We start from the raw sequence: 18511 nt of genomic DNA on the forward strand, positions 1-18511 counted from the left end.
GGCGCAGTAAAAAATGGAGGAGCAAACAATGACAAGGATTGGGTTTATCGGGCTCGGCAACATGGGGGGGCCCATGGCGGCCAACCTGGCCCGGGCAGGCCACGGGGTGCAGGTCTTTGATCTGATGCCCGAGAACATGGACAAGGCTATCGCCGCCGGTTGCATCGCTGCCGGTGACGCCCGGGAGGCAGTGAGTGGCTGCGAGGTGGTGATCAGCATGTTGCCGGCGGGAGAGCATGTGCGCGGACTCTGGCTCGGGGAGAGCGCAGGGGAAAAAGGTGGCCAGGATCTGCTGGCCGCCCTGCCGGTGGGGGCTCTGCTCATCGACAGCTCCACCATAGATGTGGCCTCGGCCCGTCAGGTGGGCAAGGCGGCGAAGGCGCGTGGAATTCGCTTCATCGACGCACCGGTGTCGGGGGGCGTGGCCGGGGCCACGGCGGGAACCCTCACCTTCATCATCGGCGGCGAGCCGGCGGATTTCGAGGCGGCCAAACCCATCCTGGCCCTGATGGGCCAGAACCTGTTCCATGCCGGCCCTCTGGGGGCGGGGCAGATCGCCAAGATGTGCAACAACATGCTGCTCGCCATCCACATGGCAGGTACCGCCGAGGCGCTGGCGCTCGGGGTGAAGGAGGGGCTGGATCCAGGCGTTCTCTCCACCATCATGGGCAAGAGCTCGGGCAACAACTGGAGTCTGGAGCGCTACAACCCCTGGCCCGGAGTGATGGAGAATGCGCCGGCCTCCCGTGGCTATCAGGGGGGCTTCATGACCCGGTTGATGGTGAAAGACCTGGGGTTGGCCATGGGGCTGGCCGAACACGCCCACAGCGCCGTGCCCATGGGGGCGCTCGCCCGCAACCTCTTCAACTTGCATGCACAGCAGGGCCAGGGAGGGCTGGATTTCTCCAGCATCCTGACCCTGTATCGGAGCAAAGAGGCGGGTAAAGAGTAAGGGACTGGCGCGCTCGCCTCCCATCGCGGTTTCAACCTGCATGCACAGCAGGGCCAGGGGGGGCTGGATTTCTCCAGTATTCTGACCCTGTATCGGGGTAAAGAGGCGGGTAAAGAGTAAGGGCCTGGGGCGATCGCCCGCAACCTGTTCAACCAGCAAGCGCAGCTGGATTAGGGAAGGTTGGGCTTATCCAGTCCCCTCAAACGCGACGTGAACCCGTTGCAGGAGCCAACCGTCGGGCTTAACCGTCCATTTCATCGTTTTCATCACACTGTGCCGTATCGAGCCCCAATTTTGAGGAGTATTCATGGATATCAACAACAGGGTCATCGCCATCACCGGTGCCGGGCGGGGTCTTGGCCGCGCCATCGCCCTCTGTCTCGCGGCCGAGGGCGCCGTGCTGGCGCTTGTCGACGTCAACCGCATGGATCTGGAGGTGACGGAGGCGGAAATACGCAGCCGGGACGGGCGCAGCACCCTCTTCGTCTGCAACGTGGCCAGTGAAGCCGAGGTGGAGGCGACCTTTGCCGCCATTGAGGAGCAGTGCGGCGCCCTGCACGGTCTCATCAACTGCGCCGGCATACTGCGGGACGGCATGCTGATCAAGGTCAAGGAGGGGGAGCTGGTGGAGAAGATGAGCCTGGCCCAGTGGCAGTCCGTCATCGACGTCAACCTCACCGGGACCTTCCTGTGCGGGCGCGAGGGGGCGGCCCTGATGGCCCGAAGCGGGCAGGGGGGGGTCATCGTCAATATCTCTTCCATCGCCCGGGCCGGCAATATTGGCCAGAGCAACTATGCCGCCAGCAAGGCGGGGGTGGCCTCCCTGGTGGTGACCTGGGCACGGGAGCTGGCGCGCCATAAGATCCGGGTGATGGGGATCGCCCCCGGAGTGTTCTCCACCGACATGACCGCGGCGATGAAACCCGAGGCCATGGCGCGCATGCAGCAGGCCATCCCGGCCGGCACTCTGGGACAGGCCGAGCAACTGGCCCAGACGGTGCAGTTCATCCTCGCCAACGACTATCTTTCCGGGCGGGTGATCGAGCTGGACGGAGGCCTTAGGATCTGACCTGACGGCACGAATGATGTGGATACTCCCCGCCAGTCGGGGCGTTTTTATGGGGGGCGTTCGGAGGCTTGAGCGCTCACTTATCGGCGTGAATAGCCATGGAGGTCTGCTTGTTAAAAGGGGGATGAAGTCATGGAAAAGCGTGAAATATCAATGGGTCTCTCTTAATTTGAACCAGCTCACAGGCACCCCGAGTGAGTGCTGTAGAATTGCGCGCGGTCAAGGCGGTGCATGATTGGCGCTACGAAGGATTGCGGTCGGAATAGTCATGCAATATAGTTGCCGCCTTTTTCACGGGGTACGGACTCTTTGCCCCTCCCATGTCGCGCGTCGCATGAATACGGATGCTCTGCCACCGCCTAATCAAACAGGATTGAGATGGACAAGAAACTGGGGCTAGGTGCCCTCATCTCGCTGGTGATCGGCTCCATGGTCGGCGCCGGGGTCTTCAGCCTGCCACAAAACATCGCCGCGCATGCCAGCGCCGGGGCCGTCGCCCTGGGATGGGCCATCACGGGGCTGGGCATGATCTGCCTCGCACTGGTTTATCAGAATCTCTCCATGCGCCGCCCGGATCTCGATGGCGGTATTTTCAGCTACGCCAAGGCGGGTTTTGGAGATTTTATCGGCTTCAACGCCGCCTGGGGTTACTGGTTGTGCCAGCTGCTGGCCAACGTCTCCTACGCCATCGTGGTATTCAGTGCCCTGAGCTACTTCTTCGACACGCCGGACAACGTCATCTTCGGTGACGGCAACACCCCGGTGGCCATCGTGCTCGCCTCCCTGCTCATCTGGTCGGTGCATGCTCTGGTGCTGCGCGGGATCCAGGTCGCGGCCCTGGTGAACATCGTCACCACCATCGCCAAGATGGTGCCCCTCATCGTGTTCTGCGTCGCCATCCTGCTCGCCTTCAACCTGCAGACCTTCACCCTGGACTTCTGGGGGCAGGGCAACGGTGAACTGGGTTCGGTGATGGATCAGGTCAAGTCCACCATGAAGGTGACCCTCTGGGTCTTCATCGGCATCGAAGGGGCCGTGGTGGTTTCCGCCCGTGCCCGTCATCGCAAGGACGTGGGACGCGCCACCGTGCTGGCCCTGCTCGGTGCTCTGGCGCTCTATGTCATGGTGACCCTGTTCTCCCTCGGGGTCATGAACCAGCCGCAACTGGCGGCCCTCAAGAACCCGTCCACCGCCATGATCCTGGAAGCCGTGGTCGGCCCCTGGGGCGCCTGGCTCATCAATATCGGCCTGGTGATCTCCGTGATGGGGGCTCTCTTGAGCTGGACTGTGCTGGCGGCGGAAGTGCCCTACATCGCAGGCAAGACCGGGGTCTTCCCCGAGTGGTTTGCCAAGGAGAACAAGAACGGCTCCCCCAAGGTATCCCTCTGGTGCTCCACCTGTCTGGTGCAAATCTTCCTCATCATCATCTACTTCCAGAACAGCACCTACCTGGCGCTGGTGAACATCGCCACCTCGGCGGCCTTGGTGCCCTATGTCTTCTCCGGCGCCTATGGCCTCAAACTGGCGCTGAAAGGGGAGACCTACGAGGGCCAGCCCCACCAGCGCAGGCGCGATCTGATACTGGCACTGGTGGCTACCATTTATGGCTGCTGGCTGGTCTATGCCGCCGGGGTGGAGTACCTGCTGCTGGTGGCGCTGCTCTACAGCCCCGGCATCTTCATCTACTGGAAGGCGCGCCAGCATCACGGTCTGCGCAGCCTGAACCGACTGGAGCAGGGGATGACGGCGGTCCTGCTCGGTTGCGCCGTGCTGGCGTTTTACAAGGTGATGGACGGTACCATTCCCTTGCATTAATCGGCACAATGAAGAGATGGCCTGGTGCCATCTCTTTTTTTATGTGCGCGGCGAGATAAAAACGCTGCAGCGCAGACCGATAAGGAATTTTTATGCTGTTCTTGGGGTATCTGGTGTTGGGGGCCTTCGCGGGCATGTTGGCCGGTCTGTTCGGCATCGGTGGCGGGCTCATCATCGTCCCCGTGCTGGTGTTGAGCTTCCATGCGCAGGGAGTCTCTCCCGACATCATCACCCATCTGGCGCTGGGCACCTCATTGCCCACCATGATTTTCACCGGGATCAGCTCTCTGCGGGCGCACCGGGAGGCGGGGGCGGTGGACTGGACCCTGATCCGCCGGCTGGGAGCGGGCATGCTGATCGGCGCCTGGCTCGGCGGCATGACTGCCAACCTGCTGAGCGCCAGCACCCTCAACATCATCATCGGCTGCTTTGCCTGGACCATGGCGCTGCAGATGGGGCTCAACCTCAAGCCCAAATCGGAACGCACCTTGCCTGGCCCGGTCGGCACCGGCATTGCGGGCACCATCATCGGCTGGCTGTCGGCGCTCTTTGGCATCGGGGGGGGCTCCATGACGGTGCCCTACCTGACCTGGAACAGCGTACCGATGCGCAATGCCGTGGCGGCGTCCGCCGCCTGCAGCATCCCCATCGCGCTGGCGGGGAGTCTCAGCTACCTCTACGCCGGTTGGGGTCATGCCGACTTGCCCGAGTGGAGTCTGGGCTTCATCTACCTGCCGGCTCTGCTCGGCATCATACTCACCAGTACCCAGTTTGCCCGGATCGGTGCCCGCCTGGCCCACCGCCTCCCGCCTAAGCGGCTCAAGCAGGCCTTCGCCTTGCTGATGCTGCTGATTGGGACAAAGTTCATGCTATTTAGCTGATTTATTGGCAAATTGCCGAAAAAGCAGGCGAACGGTTCAGCCTTGGGCAGAAAGCCGTTGCATTGGCAGGCCAGTTTGCCTATTCTCCTCGCCGGTGGTCCTATTGGTCCTCTCGCATTGATAACCCGTCGACCTGGTCAGGACCGGAAGGTAGCAGCCAAGGTGGGGGACTCGAGTGCCGGGATGTGGCTGGTAGGGCCACCACTTGTTTCTGCAATTCAATCAGTTACCTTCTTGAGCCGTCTGGTCATCCACTTTATGTGGACGACAGGAGCGCTCGCAATGAATCTCTGGCTCAGTCCCCACGGCATCTGGTATTACCGGAACGTCACCACACTCTCCTGTGGTCGTCGTAAAGAGATCAAACAATCCCTGCGTACCCGCGACAAGCTTTGTGCCCGCCACAAGGTCGCTCAGTTGCTTGCCTGTGTGCGATCAAGACCGACGTCTACCGTGCTGTCTGTTGGTGCCCCTGAGGGGCCTGCAAACCAAGAGAGCTCCAAACCGGTGGCTCGAGCGGCCAAACCGTTTGCTCCACGCCTGTCGGTATTGAGTGACGGCTATCAGAAAGGGCAGGCCCTTTCTTGAACCTCGACCGCGATCAGTAACCGAAAGAACGATACAGGCCCTTTTATCGCGTTCGTGGGGTGGGGGATAGACCGATTGTCGGCGATGACGAAGGGGAGGTGGTCAAGTTCAAGGAGGGGTTGCTGAACGTTGACAAGAATTCGGCCATCATCAACCACTGCCTGCAGGCGCTATCCTGCCGTTTAACTTGCCGCCAAGAGTCCGCTGCTAGTGACTCGCAACACATCGTTCCCCGTTTTGTCGTGCCCGTAGATGCAGATATAGCCCGACTCCTGCGACTATTCCCACCACTCCTAGCAGACCCCAGATCGCGAGAGGGGGACGGGTTCCGGCATCACCCAGCATGAAGCCGATTAGCAGATTCCCAAAGAGTGCCATGCAGCCTCCTGCGCTGGCGTAAAAGCCGTAGTAGCTGGCCAGCTGTTCTGGCGGCGCATAGCGGGGGAGCTGAGCCGCGAAGAGCGGGAAGCAGAGAATGGACCCAACAGAGAGCAAGGTGACTTGCAACAAGACCGCCGAGATAGGCCAAGGGCCCAGGAGTGGCAAGGCCAGATAGCTTGCCCCCATCAAGCCGACCCCCAATCCCATGGCCAACGGGACACCCAGTTTGCGCTCCACCAGGCGGGAGGCGGGTAATTGGAGCATGACGCCGATCACCGCGGACAGGGTGAAGACGGTACCGAGCAGATGAGTGGCATCGGGCAGGCTCTGAATATAGGCAGGGAGGGCCAGATAAAGTTGATGAAAAAGGATTTGATAGGCACCGGCCAACAGGGTGAATGAGATAAAGGGGCGCTGGCGTACGATGGCGCCCCACTGCCGAAGGACGGTGCCGCGAGGGGCAAGGGCGCCCACCGGACGTTTGGGCAGCACCCGGTATTGCAATACGCCGAGCAGGGCGAAGAGGGTTGCGGCCAGCAGCCCCGTCAACCCATAACTTTGCTGGGTCAGTGCCAGACCGAGCAGTGGGCCGAGCAGCATCCCCGCTTCGCTGGCCAGATTGTGTAGCGCAAAAGCGCGCTGCCGCTGTTCAGGCGTCGTGCACTCGCTGGCCAGATAAGCTTGAGCGCAGGGGGTGAACAGGGCTCCGGCAAAGCCGGTTAGGGCCGCCGCCAGCAGCAGTATGGGCAGGGAGTCGGCAAAACCGAGTAGCACGAAGCCAAGGGAGCGCAGCAAGCAACCCCAGACGATGGCGGGGTGATAGCCGATACGATCCCCAAGCGTCCCGCCCACTAAAAACAGCCCCTGCTGGCTGAAGACCCGCATCCCCATGACAAGGCCGCAGGCCCAGCCAGCCAGGCCGAGGCCTGCCCCCATGTGTTGGGCCAGGAATGGCATCATCATGTAGAAACCGAGGTTGAATGCCAGGCCGTTGGTGATGAGCAGCCGGGCAGCCGGACTCATGGTTTGCCAATCTTGCCAGTAGGATGCCCGACTCATGTCTATTTCACCTGGGTGAGCAGAGAGTCAATGCGGGCACTGTTGCTGTACATGCGCCCCTTGTTTGCCAGCATCTGTTTGCTGACTACTGCTTTATTGACGGGGTTGCCAACCTGGATGAGCCCGACCATGCCCATCATCAGATGGGGAGGGCACATGTAGAAATAGAGTCCCTCCTGAGTCAGGGTCAGCGTGAATGGCTTATCCAGTTCGCTTTGCCAGGCCTCGGCCTTCTCTGGTGTGGCGAGTGAACGGACATAATGCCCGCTTTGGGTCGGTTCAAAGCGTACCGTATCCCCCACCTGCGCGTGCACGAATGCCGGCTGGAACAGCATGGTCTCATCGCCTTCCTGATTGAGCATGCGCACCCGATGTTCGGCCCCATGGGCACTGTGGGAGAGGAGGAGGCACAGACTAGCCATCGTGGTCATGAACAGGCTTTTCATCAGCGTTGTTTCCGTAATGTTCGCAGGAAAGGGGTGCCGGTGTGATCGTGGATCACCTCAACCGGCACCTGGTACAGACGTTCAATCAAGGGGGCATCCAGTACCTCGGCCGGGGGGCCGAAGGCTTGCAAGTCACCGCCAGCCAGCACGATCAGTTGATCGGCAAACTGGGCGGCGAGATTGAGATCGTGCAGCACAACCAGGGTGATCCATTGTTGGGCGCGAGTCTGCTGGCAGAGGTGCTCCATCAATTGCATCTGGTGTTGCAGGTCAAGGGCGCTGACCGGCTCATCCAGCATCATGATGCGGGGATCCCGTAGCAGCACCTGGGCAAACAGCACCATCTGCCGTTGTCCACCACTCAACGAGTAGAGGGGGCGATCGGCCAGATGCGCGATGCCGAGTGCCTGCAGGGCGCGGCCAGCGGCCAGGATATCCTCATCGGCTAGCCGCATGGATAGGCTGTCGAGCCGTCCCAACACCACGACCTCGATGACGCTGAGATCCAGTTCCAGTTGAATGTTCTGAGGCATATAGCCAAATTGCTGGCGCCACTTGGCAATGGTCATCTGCGAGAGGCTCTGCCCGGCAAGGTGAATATCACCGCGGGTGGGGGTCAGCTCGCCAAACAGGGCGCGCAGTAGCGAGGTCTTGCCCGTGCCATTGGGGCCAATGATCACGTGAACATGGCCCGGCAGTAGCGTCAGATCAAGCTCTCGCAGCAGTGTCTGCTGGCCAATGGAGAGAGAGAGGCGGGATATCTCAAGCACGTTTACGCCCCTTACCGAGGATCAGCCAGATGAAGAAGGGCACACCGATGAGCGCCGTGACGATACCGATGGGAAACAGCGCACCGGGAATGATGGACTTGGAGAGTACCGAGGCGGCCGACAGCATGCAGGCTCCACACAGGGCGGAAAGTGGGATCAGGAAGCGTTGATCTTCACCGACCAGCATGCGGGCGATATGGGGGGCGACCAACCCGACAAAACCGATGACCCCCACGAAGCTGGTGGCGGTCGCGGTGAGCAGGGCAACCAGCACCAGGGTCTTGAGGCGCAGTCTGTCCACGTTGACGCCCAAGCTGCGGGCCCTGGCCTCCCCGAGACGCAGGCTGGTCAGCGCCCAGGCATCCCGGTAGATGAGCACGGTGCACAATAAGGTGACGGCGGCGGTAATGAGAAGGGCATCCCAGGTCGTGCGCATCAGGCTGCCAAATAACCAGAACAGGATCTGCTGGTTCAACTCCGGGGAGGAGAGAAACTGCAGCAGTGACAGTAAGGACTGGAACAGAAACAGCAGCGCGATGCCCGCGAGGATCAGGGTCTGACTGCTGACATGGCGCATCATGGCAAGGCCAAACAGCAGGCTGGCAGCAAGCATGCACAGGATGAAGGCACCCACCGGGATCGCGATGAGGGGGGATAGCCCAAGGCCACCGGTATAGAGCGCCAACGCGGCGCCAAGCCCGGCCGCCGCCGCCAGGCCCAGGGTATAGGGGCTAGCGAGCGGGTTATCGAGCAAGGTCTGCATCTGCACCCCGCCAAGGCCAAGGGAGGCGCCCACAACCAGCGCCATCAGGGCAATGGGCAGGCGCATGTCATAGACGATGGTGAGGGTCATGGGATCAGCCTGTGCGGGCGAGAGCAGGGCATCAATGACATCCTGCAGGGCGAGCAACGAAGGGCCGGTGGCAATATCGAGGATGAGCGTGAGACAGAGGGTCAGTGTCAGCAACAGCAGCCAGTGCCAACGACGGCGCTCCCGTTTACGTTGACGGACGAGAGTCTGCTGCAGCGCAGCCAAATCATTCATGATGGGGATCCTGAAAAGGCGCTCTCATAAAAGAGCGCCCATGAAAGGTTAGAGGCCGATGGTGAAGGTGCCTTCAGCCTTGACCGGCAGATAACGACGGTAGAAGTCGAGGTAGTTGGCGACCGGATCCAGATCGTTGAAGAGGGCCGGGTAGAGCGCCTTGGCCATGAACTGGACCATGGTGTAGTCCAGCACGGTCCGTGAGGCACCCTGATAGATCCCGTAGACGCGCTGCTGCTGTACCGCAGGCAAGTTGGCCCAGCCGCTGCGCTGAGTGAAGGCGAGCAGCCGCTCACGGGCCACATCCGGCTTGATTCCCTGGCCCAACAACATGGCTGTCGGGTTGTTGGTGGACTCGGTCCCCGTGAGGAAGACGACATCGGGCTTGGCCGCCAGCACCTTCTCCGGGTTCATCGGGCCATACCACTCAACGAAGGGGGCGGCGATGTTATCCCCCCCGGCCAGCTGACCCAATGGACCCCACATCCCCTTGCCATAGCTGAAACCATACTCGGCCGGTCCTTTGTTGCCGAATTCCACGTAGAAAGTGGGTTTGGGCAGCTTGGCCTTGGCGATCCGGTTTTGTATGTCATCGATGGCGTGCTGGTACTCGTCAGCCAGTTGGCGGGCGCGTGGTTCTTGGCCTGCAATCTTACCCAGCAACAGGGTGCTGGCATGGTGGTTGGCGGGCAGTTCCATGTTGTAGTCAACGACGACAACCGGCAGGCCTGCTTGCTCCAGGCGTTCAACATCAGGGCCGAGTCCCTTGTACTGCCAATCCGCGAGGACGACGACATCGGGTTTGAGCGCGAGCACCTTCTCAACCGAGAAGGTCTGCACCTCTACTTCACCGACGTCCGCAATCTGCTTCAGTGAGGGGCGCTGGGCGGTGAACAGGGACCAGTTGGCGGGACGCCACCCTTCCCAGGCTTCGCGGGAGATCCCGACGACCCGATCAAACGCCTGATCGCCACCAATCGCAAGGTAGTCTTCAAAGTAGAAGGCCAGTACCACTCGCTTGGCAGGTAAATCGACCTGGACTTCCCGTCCCAATACATCGGTCAGGGTTTCAACCTTCGCCTGGGCGGTGCCAAAGAGGCAGCTCAGGCTCACCAGCGCCAGGCTGGTATATCTGGATAACACATTCATGCTGCGTACAAACTCCGTGTGATTGTTGTTATGGCTGGCGAGCGTGGGCGTCGTCAGCGGGTCCTCTCATTGGCCTGTGGGTGCCTGGCCAATGTGAGGGAACGAGCCAGAGTAATCTCTGGCTCAGAACTCAACGTTATTTGGCCGGGTTGATGCCCAGCATGAAGGTACCCTGGGGCCGGATCGGCAGGTAGGTACGATAGAAGTTGAGGTAGGTGGCTTGTGGGTCGAGGTCTTCGAAGAGATCCGGATAGAGTGCCTTGGCCATGAATTCGATGAGAGCCGCATCCATGATGCTGCGAGTGGCCCCGTGATAGACACCATAGAGGCGACCTTGCTGCACGGCGGGCAGATTGCTCCAGCCTGGTCGATTGGCAAAGCCTTGTAGACGATCACGAGCTGTCTTGGCCGAGATGTCCTGGCCTATTTGCATCGCCTGTTGACTGGTCACGTTTTCGTAACCTGATATGAGAATGACCTCGGGCTTGCTGGCCAGCAACTGCTCGGGATGGAGCTGACCCCAGCGTTCAACAAAGGGTGCCGCGACGTTGTCACCCCCGGTGAGCACGGCCATCGCCCCCCACATGTCCTTGCCAAAGGTGTAGCTGTATTCGGCCGGACCCTTGTCACCCAGTTCGATGTAGATGCGAGGGGCATGGCGCTTCGCCTTGGCGAGGCGGGTGGTAATGGTTTCTATCCTGGCTTTGTACTCCTCCGCCATCTTGGCGGCGCGCTCATTCTGGCCGGTCAACTGTCCCAGCAACAGAGTGCTCGCCATGTGATGCGCCAGGGTCTGGGCGTTGTAGTCGATAACCACTACCGGGATGCCAGCTTGCTCCAGACGTGGCAGATCGGCCACCAACGCTTCATATTGCCACTTCGCCAGCACCACGACGTCAGGTTTGACGGCCAGGGTTTTCTCGATGGAAAAGGTTTGCTCTTGCACCGTGCCCAGATCCGGCACCTTGGCCAGCTGCGGCTGGCTCGCCAGGTAGAGTGCCCAGGTGGCGGGGCGTGATTTGACAAACCAGCCAAGGGACATGCCAACCAGACGATCGGCTCCACCCTCACCCGCCACCGCCAGGTAATCTTCGGGGTAGAAGCCGAGTACGATGCGCTTTGCGGGCAAGGTGAGCGACACTTTGCGGCCCATGACATCTTCTACTTCCACCGGGTTTGCAGCCTGTGCCATCCAGCTGACCAGGGTTAATTGGGCCAGCAACATCAGCTGGACTATGGGGCGACGAAACATCTTGTTATAGCCTTCTAGGGGTCTTTCTTGATTGGGATGAGAATCATTACCATTTGTATTTGAGAAGGCAACGGAATTTATAATGGTCGGGCCTCTTTCATCAGGCATCGCTTCGGGGGGGGGGGGGGTCATCTGTGATCGAGTCAGTGCCGGGCGTGATCCGCTCCCAATGAATAATTGAAAAACGCCAACGGGTAATGCCGTCAACGCCACGCCTGGCGTCAATTCGGTTTTGCGCAGCCGGCAAACGGGCAGGGCACCCTGTATTGCCGACCCGTTTGTCGATAGTAGGCCCTCAGTGGTGTGGTAGCAGGCGGCGAGGGGATAAAACGTCATCACAGGGGCGCCGGGTTTGCCCTGTGTACGCGTAGGGGCATGGGTCGATTCGCATCTTCTGGTTGTCACTCATACATCTTCTCTTCATCTGGGCAGGGATATGCTCTCCCTTTATAGTGCTGCCATCGAGGCGGCTGGCGAGGAATGGATGCGTTCATCATCGGTTGATGCAAGCAAGCCCCGGCGACGTCGGGGTTGGGGATATGGGTTACTGCTGACAGGGGTCATGATGGCGGGTGTGTTGTCGTATCTGTTCAAATCCGGGTTGCCTGCCTATACGGACTCGGCCCAGTACCGGGAGGGGCACTTTGGCAACGGGGTGCCCACGCCTTCACGGGGATTCTGGGAAGGGGTGGGGCTGTGGCGGGACTTTTTGTTCAACAAGCCGGCGAACACTGTGCCGGATCGGGCCATCCCGGTGGTCGCCATGACCCCCGCAGAGCTGATGGCTGCGCCCGACGACAGCGTCTGGCGACTGGGTCATTCCAGCCTGCTGTTCAAACTCGCCGGCAAATTCTGGCTGACGGATCCGGTGTTCGGCGAGCGCGCCTCGCCCGTCTCCTGGTTCGGTCCCAAACGCTGGCATGCGCCTCCCATCGCCTTGGCGGCGTTGCCCCCCATCGAAGGGGTGATCCTTTCCCATGATCACTACGATCATCTCGATCACGGCACCATGCTGGCGCTGAGCGACAAGGTGGGGAAGTTCATCACTCCCCTCGGGGTCGGGGCCCGGCTCATCGCCTGGGGAGTGCCCAAGGAGAAGGTGAAGGAGCTGGACTGGTGGCAGGAGATCCGCGTCGGGGACGTGGCACTGATCGCCACCCCGGCCCAGCACTTCTCCGGCCGGGGGCTGGGAGATGGCAACCAGACCCTGTGGGCGTCTTGGGTGATCAGAAGCGAGCGGGTCAATCTCTTCTTCAGCGGCGACAGCGGTTATTTCGACGGCTTCAAGACCATAGGTGAACGCTTCGGTCCCTTTGACGTGGCCTTCGTGGAGACGGGGGCCTACAGTCCGCGCTGGGAATACGTGCACATGTTGCCGGCGCAGACGGCGCAGGCGTTTGAAGATCTGCGGGGCAAGTGGCTTTACCCTGTCCACAACGGCACCTTCGATCTGGCGATGCACCGCTGGGACGATCCCCTTGAGCAGATCAGCCGTCTGGCCCGCGAGCGGCAGATCTCGCTGACGACCCCCATGATGGGGGAACCATTGTCACTCTTGTCCCCCCACCCGGGCGAGCATTGGTGGCGCCGCTAGCGAGCGATCAGCTGGGGTGGATGGACCTGTTGTGCTGCTGACAGCGCTGATCTTGGGGCTAGTCTGCCCTCCGAACAGGCGTGAGTCTGCGCAACCCGGCGGCGCTGGGATAGAAGAGGAGGAGTTCAGGGTGGGTGCCCGACAGAATGCGCAGCGGGTTGATGGCGGGGCCAGGGCAAGGAAGCCCCGAGCCCGGCGATACGGCTAGTTCACTATTGGTGAATTATAAAATCACTTTGCCGCCATTTCAGTAAACTACATGCCCATCGACAATCACTGCCTGAACCGTTCATTGCCGGGGTGCCCCGGTTGTCAGGAGTGTCCATGTCCCACCTCAAGTACCATCTGTTATTGCTCGTCAGCACCGTCATCATCGCCGGCTCCTTCATCTCGGCGCAGGTGCTGTCGACGACGGTCGATCCCGCTTCGCTCGCCTTGATGCGCTTCAGCCTGGCTGCGCTGCTGCTCGCTCCTTTTGTGGCCTTCAGCAGGGAGAGGCGGCGGGTGCTCGTCCAGGTGTTGCCCAAAGGACTCATCATCAGCTTCTTCTATGCCGCCTTCTTTCTCATCATGTTCAAGGCGTTGACAACCACGACCACCCTCAACACCGGCACCCTGTATACGCTGGTGCCTTTCCTGATCGCCCTGGCCAGCATCTTCCTGTTCCGGGACAAGATCCGGCCCAGCACCTTGCTGGTCTACCTCATCAGCACGGTGGTGTACTGGCAACCATACTGCTGCAGGTGCAGGCATCCAAAGAGCAGCGGGCCATCGGCGAGTAGTGCCAATCATCAGGGTCAGCGTGGCTGGAAGGACTTCACGATAAAATCGATGAACAGCCGCACCTTCTGGGACTGCTCCTTGTGGAAGGGGTAGACGGCAAACAGCGCATGACTGTCCGCCCGCCACGCCGGCATCAGCTCCACCAGGGCGCCGGATGCCAGCTCGGCTGCCACAAAATCCTCAGGCAGCAGTATGACGCCCAACCCCTCGATGGCCGCCTGCTTCAGGGCAATGCCGTTGTTGACGGAAAAACTGGCGGGTTTGAGTTCCACCATCAGGTGCTCATCCCCCCGGTTGAAGAGCCACTTGCGGGGGGAGGATGAGAGGCTGTAGACCAGACAGTTGTGCGCCGTCAGATCGTCGGGGTGCGTGACAGCGCCTGCGCTGGCGAGGTACTCCGGCGACGCGCACAAGACCCGTTGCACCTGACACACCTGTTTCGAGCGCATGGTGGAGTCGTCCAGAGCGCTGCCCCCCCCGGATCACCACGTCGATCCCCTGGTCAATCAGGTCCACATAGGTGTCACTCAGGATCACCTCGATGCTGATCGCCGGATAGTGACGCTGGAACGCGCAGATGATCGGGTTGATCCGGATCAGCCCATAGGACATGGGGACGCTGATCCTGAGCCTGCCTCTGGGGGTGAAGGAGGCGGCCATGATGGATTGATCGGCGGCCTCCAGATTGTCCAATACGCTGCAGATCTGGCCGTAGTACGCCATGCCGGATTCGGTCACGCTCATCCGCCTGGTGGTGCGGTTGATGAGCGCAATGCCGAGAAAGGCCTCGAGTTCGTTGATGTTCTTGCTGACTGCCGCCTGGGACAGCTGCAGATCATCCGCCGCCGCCTTGAAGGTGCCCATCTCCACCACGCGGCGAAAGACGTTCAGTGCCGTGATCTTGTTCATGTCACCCTCGATTCAATGCATGTTTAGTGAATTATGATGTCGTATTTTCAATCATTGTCCACTCAAGCGCGACCTCATGGTGATGCTCTTTCAGGAGTTGGGCCAAGGCGTTGCCCATTCGGCCCGAGCCGATAACAGCGATATTCATGCTTATTCCCTGGTGATGGTGACGCGACCCGCCACGCAGTCATGCGCGCTTGAGGCAGGGCCATGGTCGTGCGCTGGTTTAAAAGGCGGGCAGAAAAAAGGCGGTAAAGGCTGATGCCTTACCGCCAACGCGCATTGGGAATGCTTAATTCACCTTGTCCAGAGCGATGGGGTAGTCACCGCTGAAATCGAGCCAGGGGTTGGTGCCGAGCAGGTTGGCATGGGGCACATCAGCCTGGTAGCGCATGGTGAACTCTTTTGGACCATGGCCGTAGGCCACAATCAGCCCTTGCTTGGCATCCATGATCCCGGCATGCATGCCAAGACCGTGATAGCTGACCCGTACGGCTTTGTCATTGAGGCTCACTTTCTCAACCTGGAAGCGTGCAATGCTGCCGTCTTTCAAGGTGAAGTCCCAGCGGAACGGCCCGCCGTTGACGACGGTCATTACTTCATCGACATCGGTGCCGTCATCTGCGGAGTTGACATGCATGCGGCCGTATTTTTCCAGCACGGCTTTATGGACGTTTTTGTCCAGTGCCATCATGTCGTAGACCTTCGGATAGGGCCCAAAACCGGTTTCTTCCGTCAGCACACCGCCGCCTTGTACTGCGGGCGAACGGCCGGCGAGCTTCACCTGTTCAAGGAGTTGCGCCTGATCCAAGTTGAATTCCTCGATCAAGAAAGCATGTTCGGCGCTAGTCAGTGCGCGGGATTCTGCGGCTTTCAGAACCGGTTTTGCCGTTTCAGGTATGTCGATGGTGATGACGTTGACGCCGATGGGGTTCAACACCGCATTGACGGCTTCGACGCCTTTTACCTCGGCACGGCCATCACTGAATTTCAGTGAGACCACATCGTTGGCAAAGGCATTGACAGAGACTGCTGAGGCGATGGCCGCAGCCAAGAGAGCAACGTTGGTGAGTTTCATACCAGACTCCTCGTTAAGGTTCGATGAGCAGTCTAGGGAGTGAGTTAGTTCACTTAAATGGCGTTAATTGAATATCAAAATTCACTGGTGGTAATGAATACCAGCCAAGAAGGCTCGGTTTCGCTGCTAAGGTTTGCGCCAAGCCGTTGCCTCGCCGGGGGAGTGGGGCGTGTCGTTGGCACTGGCGCTCCCCTGACTGCCGACGGTGAGCATCAGGTTACATCGTGCATCCAGGTTTAGTGACGGGCTGCACCGATGGAAGCGCCTCCCGTCTGGATGCTGTCTGTCATCCTTCTTCTGGGTGACGACAGTTATTGACATACCTCATCCAGATTTTGATAAGAATAGGGCCCTATTGTCATATTTCAGCCATTAAGAATCAGCGCCATCTATTTCTCCGCCATTATTTTATCTGGACAGGTGTACCGTTTTTATTGAGGGGGTTACAAACAGGGTTGTTATTTTATTTTTGATTTTGTTGTGTCGTAAAAATGATTTTATTGCGGTGTGTATAGGCGCAATGGAATTATGTTTTGATAGCATCTGACGTCCATTTTGTTGCGTCAACAAAATGCGCGTTGTGCCTTGTCAGAGATCATGGTCAATACGGAGGGCCGGGAATGGATACCCGGGAGGGGGAACCGATTCTGGCGCCGGGTCGACATCGACGAGCGGGTTCAGCATGCGCTGTTAACCATATGATATGTCAGGTTTTTATCTGGCGGATCATGGCATGAAGAAAGTGTGGCAAGTGGCAGGTCACCGATGCGTTTATGTGATTTATCTTATAAAATCAATGCATTAGTTGTGGGGCTGTCACGGGGGTAAAATCATGGATGAAGCGGGCATCTTCTCGTTGCGCCCGGCTGGTCGTGTCGTGTTTGGTACCAGATGGACTTGTCCCATGAACGGCGAGGGCAAGTTTTCCCTTATTCAGGACGTAATCCTATCCGTCTTTTTTATTAATAGAGCAGGATGGGGTAGTGATATTTTTATATATTCCATTTGCACGCCTGACATATTCAGCCCCCATTAAGCAATCGGTGCAAGTTGTGAAAGTTTGACGGGGGTTTCCGATTATTATCTAGTTGCCAGTGACATTAAGTTACCACCATCACAATGGAGTCACTGCAATGCGGAATAATATTCCATCCAAACGCACCCTGGTTGCCAGTATGCTGGCCTTGGCGCTCGGCGCGACCGCGGTTTCGGCCCAGGCCGCGACCACGGCGGCGGAGCAACAGAAAGGCAAGCCCAACATAGTGGTCATCTTCGGCGATGATATCGGTTACGGGAACCTGAGTACCTACAACCAGGGCATGCTGGGCTACCAGACCCCGAACATCGACAAGATCGCCGCAGAAGGGGCCAAGTTCACCTCCTACTACGCCGAGCAAAGCTCCACCGCGGGTCGCTCCTCCTTCATCACCGGTCAGATGCCGTTTCGTACCGGCCTGAGCAAGGTGGGCATGCCGGGGGCCCCGCAGGGGATCCAGAAAGAGGATCCCACCCTCGCCACCGTGCTCAAGCAACTGGGTTATGCCACTGGCCAGTTCGGCAAGAACCACCTGGGGGATCGGGACGAGTTCCTGCCCACCGCTCACGGGTTCGATGAGTTCTTTGGCAACCTCTATCACCTGAACGCGGAAGAAGAGCCGGAGAACGTGGATTACCCGAAAGATCCCGCCTTCCGCAAGCAGTTCGGCCCGCGCGGCGTCATCAAGAGCAGCGCCGACGGCAAGATTGAAGACACCGGCCCGCTGACCAAGAAGCGGATGGAGACCGTCGATGAGGAGACCCTGGCGGCCAACAACGACTTCATGGAGCGTCAGGTCAAGGCCAAGAAACCCTTCTTCGCCTGGTTCAACACCACCCGCATGCACAACAAGACCCACATCAAGCCGGATCACCAGGGCAAGACGGGCCTCGGGGATTATGCAGACGGCATGGTCGAACATGACGCCATCGTCGGCGAAGTGATGAAGAAGATCAAAGATCTGGGGATCGAAGACAACACCATCGTCGTCTACACCACGGACAACGGCCCTATGACCGCCACCTGGCCGGATGGGGGCTTCACCCCGTTCCGCGGTGAGAAGAACACCGGTTGGGAAGGGGGCTTCCGGGTACCCGCCATGATCAAGTGGCCGGGTCACATCAAGCCGGGCACCCAGCTCAACGGTATCTTCGGCAGCAACGACTGGTTCCCGACCCTGGTGGCGGCGGCCGGTGAGCCGAACATCAAGGAAAAACTGCTCAAGGGCTACAAGACCCCGGCCATGACCTACAAGGTGCATCTGGATGGCTACAACCAGCTCGACTACCTGAAGGGCAAGGGAGAAGACAAGCGCAAGGAGTTCTTCTACTGGAGCGATGATGGCGACTTGCTGGCCATGCGTTACGGTCGCTGGAAGGCCCACTTCATGATCCAGGAGCACAGCGGGTTTGACGTGTGGCAATACCCCTTCACCAAGCTGCGGGTGCCCATGATCTTCGATCTGGAAGTGGATCCGCTGGAGAAAGGCTCGGACGGCATGGGTTACAAGACCTGGGCTTACGATCGTCTCTACCTGCTGGGCGGGGCGCAGAAGTATGCCACCGAGATGATCCAGAGCTTCAAGGAGTTCCCGCCACGCCAGAAACCGGGCAGCTTCACCGTCTCCGACGTGAGCGCCCTGATCGAGCAAGGTGCCAAGAACCACTGATTATCGATGTATTCGGATGGGGGAAACCCCATCCG

16 protein-coding genes, 1 other RNA gene and 1 pseudogene are annotated in these 18511 nt (G+C 59.6%); 9 read left to right on the forward strand and 9 right to left on the reverse strand.

What is annotated here, in order from left to right; genetic code table 11:
- The first annotated feature begins 28 nt into the window (after positions 1-28).
- The 6 genes from mmsB to VZC39_RS09350 all read left to right on the forward strand — a co-directional run bounded on the left by mmsB (position 29) and on the right by VZC39_RS09350 (position 5305).
- The gene (gene mmsB / locus VZC39_RS09325; RefSeq protein WP_434667857.1) at positions 29-952 is read left to right on the forward strand and encodes a 3-hydroxyisobutyrate dehydrogenase; all 924 of its coding nucleotides are present in this window, start codon (positions 29-31) and stop codon (positions 950-952) included.
- A 307-nt stretch (positions 953-1259) separates the two neighbouring features.
- Positions 1260-2021 (forward strand): SDR family oxidoreductase, encoded by a 762-nt coding sequence (locus VZC39_RS09330; RefSeq protein ID WP_434667860.1) that lies wholly within the window; start codon positions 1260-1262, stop codon positions 2019-2021.
- 378 nt (positions 2022-2399) lie between these two features.
- Positions 2400-3836, forward strand: a complete 1437-nt coding sequence (gene arcD / locus VZC39_RS09335) for an arginine-ornithine antiporter (RefSeq protein ID WP_434667863.1) — start codon at positions 2400-2402, stop codon at positions 3834-3836.
- Positions 3837-3928: 92 nt separating this feature from the next.
- Positions 3929-4717, forward strand: a complete 789-nt coding sequence (locus VZC39_RS09340) for a sulfite exporter TauE/SafE family protein (protein WP_349922113.1) — start codon at positions 3929-3931, stop codon at positions 4715-4717.
- Between the two features lie 101 nt (positions 4718-4818).
- Positions 4819-4915, forward strand: an RNA gene (gene ffs, locus VZC39_RS09345) — signal recognition particle sRNA small type.
- Between the two features lie 84 nt (positions 4916-4999).
- Positions 5000-5305 carry a hypothetical protein gene (locus tag VZC39_RS09350; RefSeq protein ID WP_434667867.1) on the forward strand — a complete coding sequence of 102 codons (306 nt, stop codon included), beginning with the start codon at positions 5000-5002 and terminating at the stop codon, positions 5303-5305.
- A 207-nt stretch (positions 5306-5512) separates the two neighbouring features.
- Here VZC39_RS09350 and VZC39_RS09355 read toward each other — a convergent pair whose 3' ends face one another.
- From VZC39_RS09355 to VZC39_RS09380, 6 genes are all read right to left on the reverse strand, one after another.
- Positions 5513-6745 (reverse strand): MFS transporter, encoded by a 1233-nt coding sequence (locus tag VZC39_RS09355; RefSeq protein WP_434667870.1) that lies wholly within the window; start codon positions 6743-6745, stop codon positions 5513-5515.
- Between the two features lie 2 nt (positions 6746-6747).
- A complete protein-coding gene (locus VZC39_RS09360; protein ID WP_434667873.1) occupies positions 6748-7191 on the reverse strand; it encodes a plastocyanin/azurin family copper-binding protein in 444 nt (147 codons plus the stop codon).
- Entirely contained in the window at positions 7191-7961 is a 771-nt protein-coding gene (locus tag VZC39_RS09365; RefSeq protein WP_434667876.1) for an ABC transporter ATP-binding protein, read from the reverse strand. Before VZC39_RS09365 ends, VZC39_RS09360 begins: the two co-directional genes overlap by 1 nt.
- Positions 7954-9006, reverse strand: coding sequence for a FecCD family ABC transporter permease (locus VZC39_RS09370; protein WP_434667879.1), 1053 nt, complete (start codon positions 9004-9006; stop codon positions 7954-7956). The genes VZC39_RS09365 and VZC39_RS09370 overlap by 8 nt, the downstream gene beginning before the upstream one ends.
- Positions 9007-9054: 48 nt before the next feature.
- Positions 9055-10155: an ABC transporter substrate-binding protein gene (locus tag VZC39_RS09375; RefSeq protein WP_434667882.1), complete on the reverse strand. Its 1101-nt coding sequence runs from the start codon at positions 10153-10155 to the stop codon at positions 9055-9057.
- A 136-nt stretch (positions 10156-10291) separates the two neighbouring features.
- Positions 10292-11407: an ABC transporter substrate-binding protein gene (locus tag VZC39_RS09380; RefSeq protein WP_434667885.1), complete on the reverse strand. Its 1116-nt coding sequence runs from the start codon at positions 11405-11407 to the stop codon at positions 10292-10294.
- A 574-nt stretch (positions 11408-11981) separates the two neighbouring features.
- Between VZC39_RS09380 and VZC39_RS09385 the strand changes: the two genes are divergently transcribed.
- Together VZC39_RS09385 and VZC39_RS09390 are read left to right on the forward strand one after the other, a co-directional pair.
- On the forward strand, positions 11982-13001 hold the full coding sequence (locus tag VZC39_RS09385; RefSeq protein ID WP_434667888.1) for an MBL fold metallo-hydrolase: 1020 nt from the start codon (positions 11982-11984) through the stop codon (positions 12999-13001).
- 324 nt (positions 13002-13325) lie between these two features.
- Positions 13326-13877, forward strand: a complete 552-nt coding sequence (locus VZC39_RS09390; RefSeq protein WP_434667891.1) for an EamA family transporter — start codon at positions 13326-13328, stop codon at positions 13875-13877.
- On the opposite strand, the pseudogene VZC39_RS09395 reads toward VZC39_RS09390, so the two are convergent.
- The 3 genes and pseudogenes from VZC39_RS09395 to VZC39_RS09405 form a co-directional block, all read right to left on the reverse strand.
- Positions 13799-14693, reverse strand: a pseudogene (locus VZC39_RS09395) (LysR family transcriptional regulator). The gene VZC39_RS09390 and the pseudogene VZC39_RS09395 overlap by 79 nt on opposite strands.
- A gap of 31 nt (positions 14694-14724) precedes the next feature.
- Positions 14725-14841, reverse strand: a complete 117-nt coding sequence (locus VZC39_RS09400) for an NAD(P)-binding domain-containing protein (protein ID WP_349922123.1) — start codon at positions 14839-14841, stop codon at positions 14725-14727.
- A gap of 144 nt (positions 14842-14985) precedes the next feature.
- Positions 14986-15771: a hypothetical protein gene (locus tag VZC39_RS09405; protein WP_434667894.1), complete on the reverse strand. Its 786-nt coding sequence runs from the start codon at positions 15769-15771 to the stop codon at positions 14986-14988.
- Between the two features lie 1133 nt (positions 15772-16904).
- On the opposite strand from VZC39_RS09405, the gene VZC39_RS09410 reads away from it, so the two are divergent.
- Positions 16905-18476, forward strand: a complete 1572-nt coding sequence (locus tag VZC39_RS09410; RefSeq protein ID WP_434667897.1) for an arylsulfatase — start codon at positions 16905-16907, stop codon at positions 18474-18476.
- Positions 18477-18511: the final 35 nt, after the last annotated feature.

Source organism: Aeromonas sp. NJAU223, assembly GCF_051125555.1.
GTDB lineage: Bacteria > Pseudomonadota > Gammaproteobacteria > Enterobacterales > Aeromonadaceae > Aeromonas > Aeromonas veronii_G.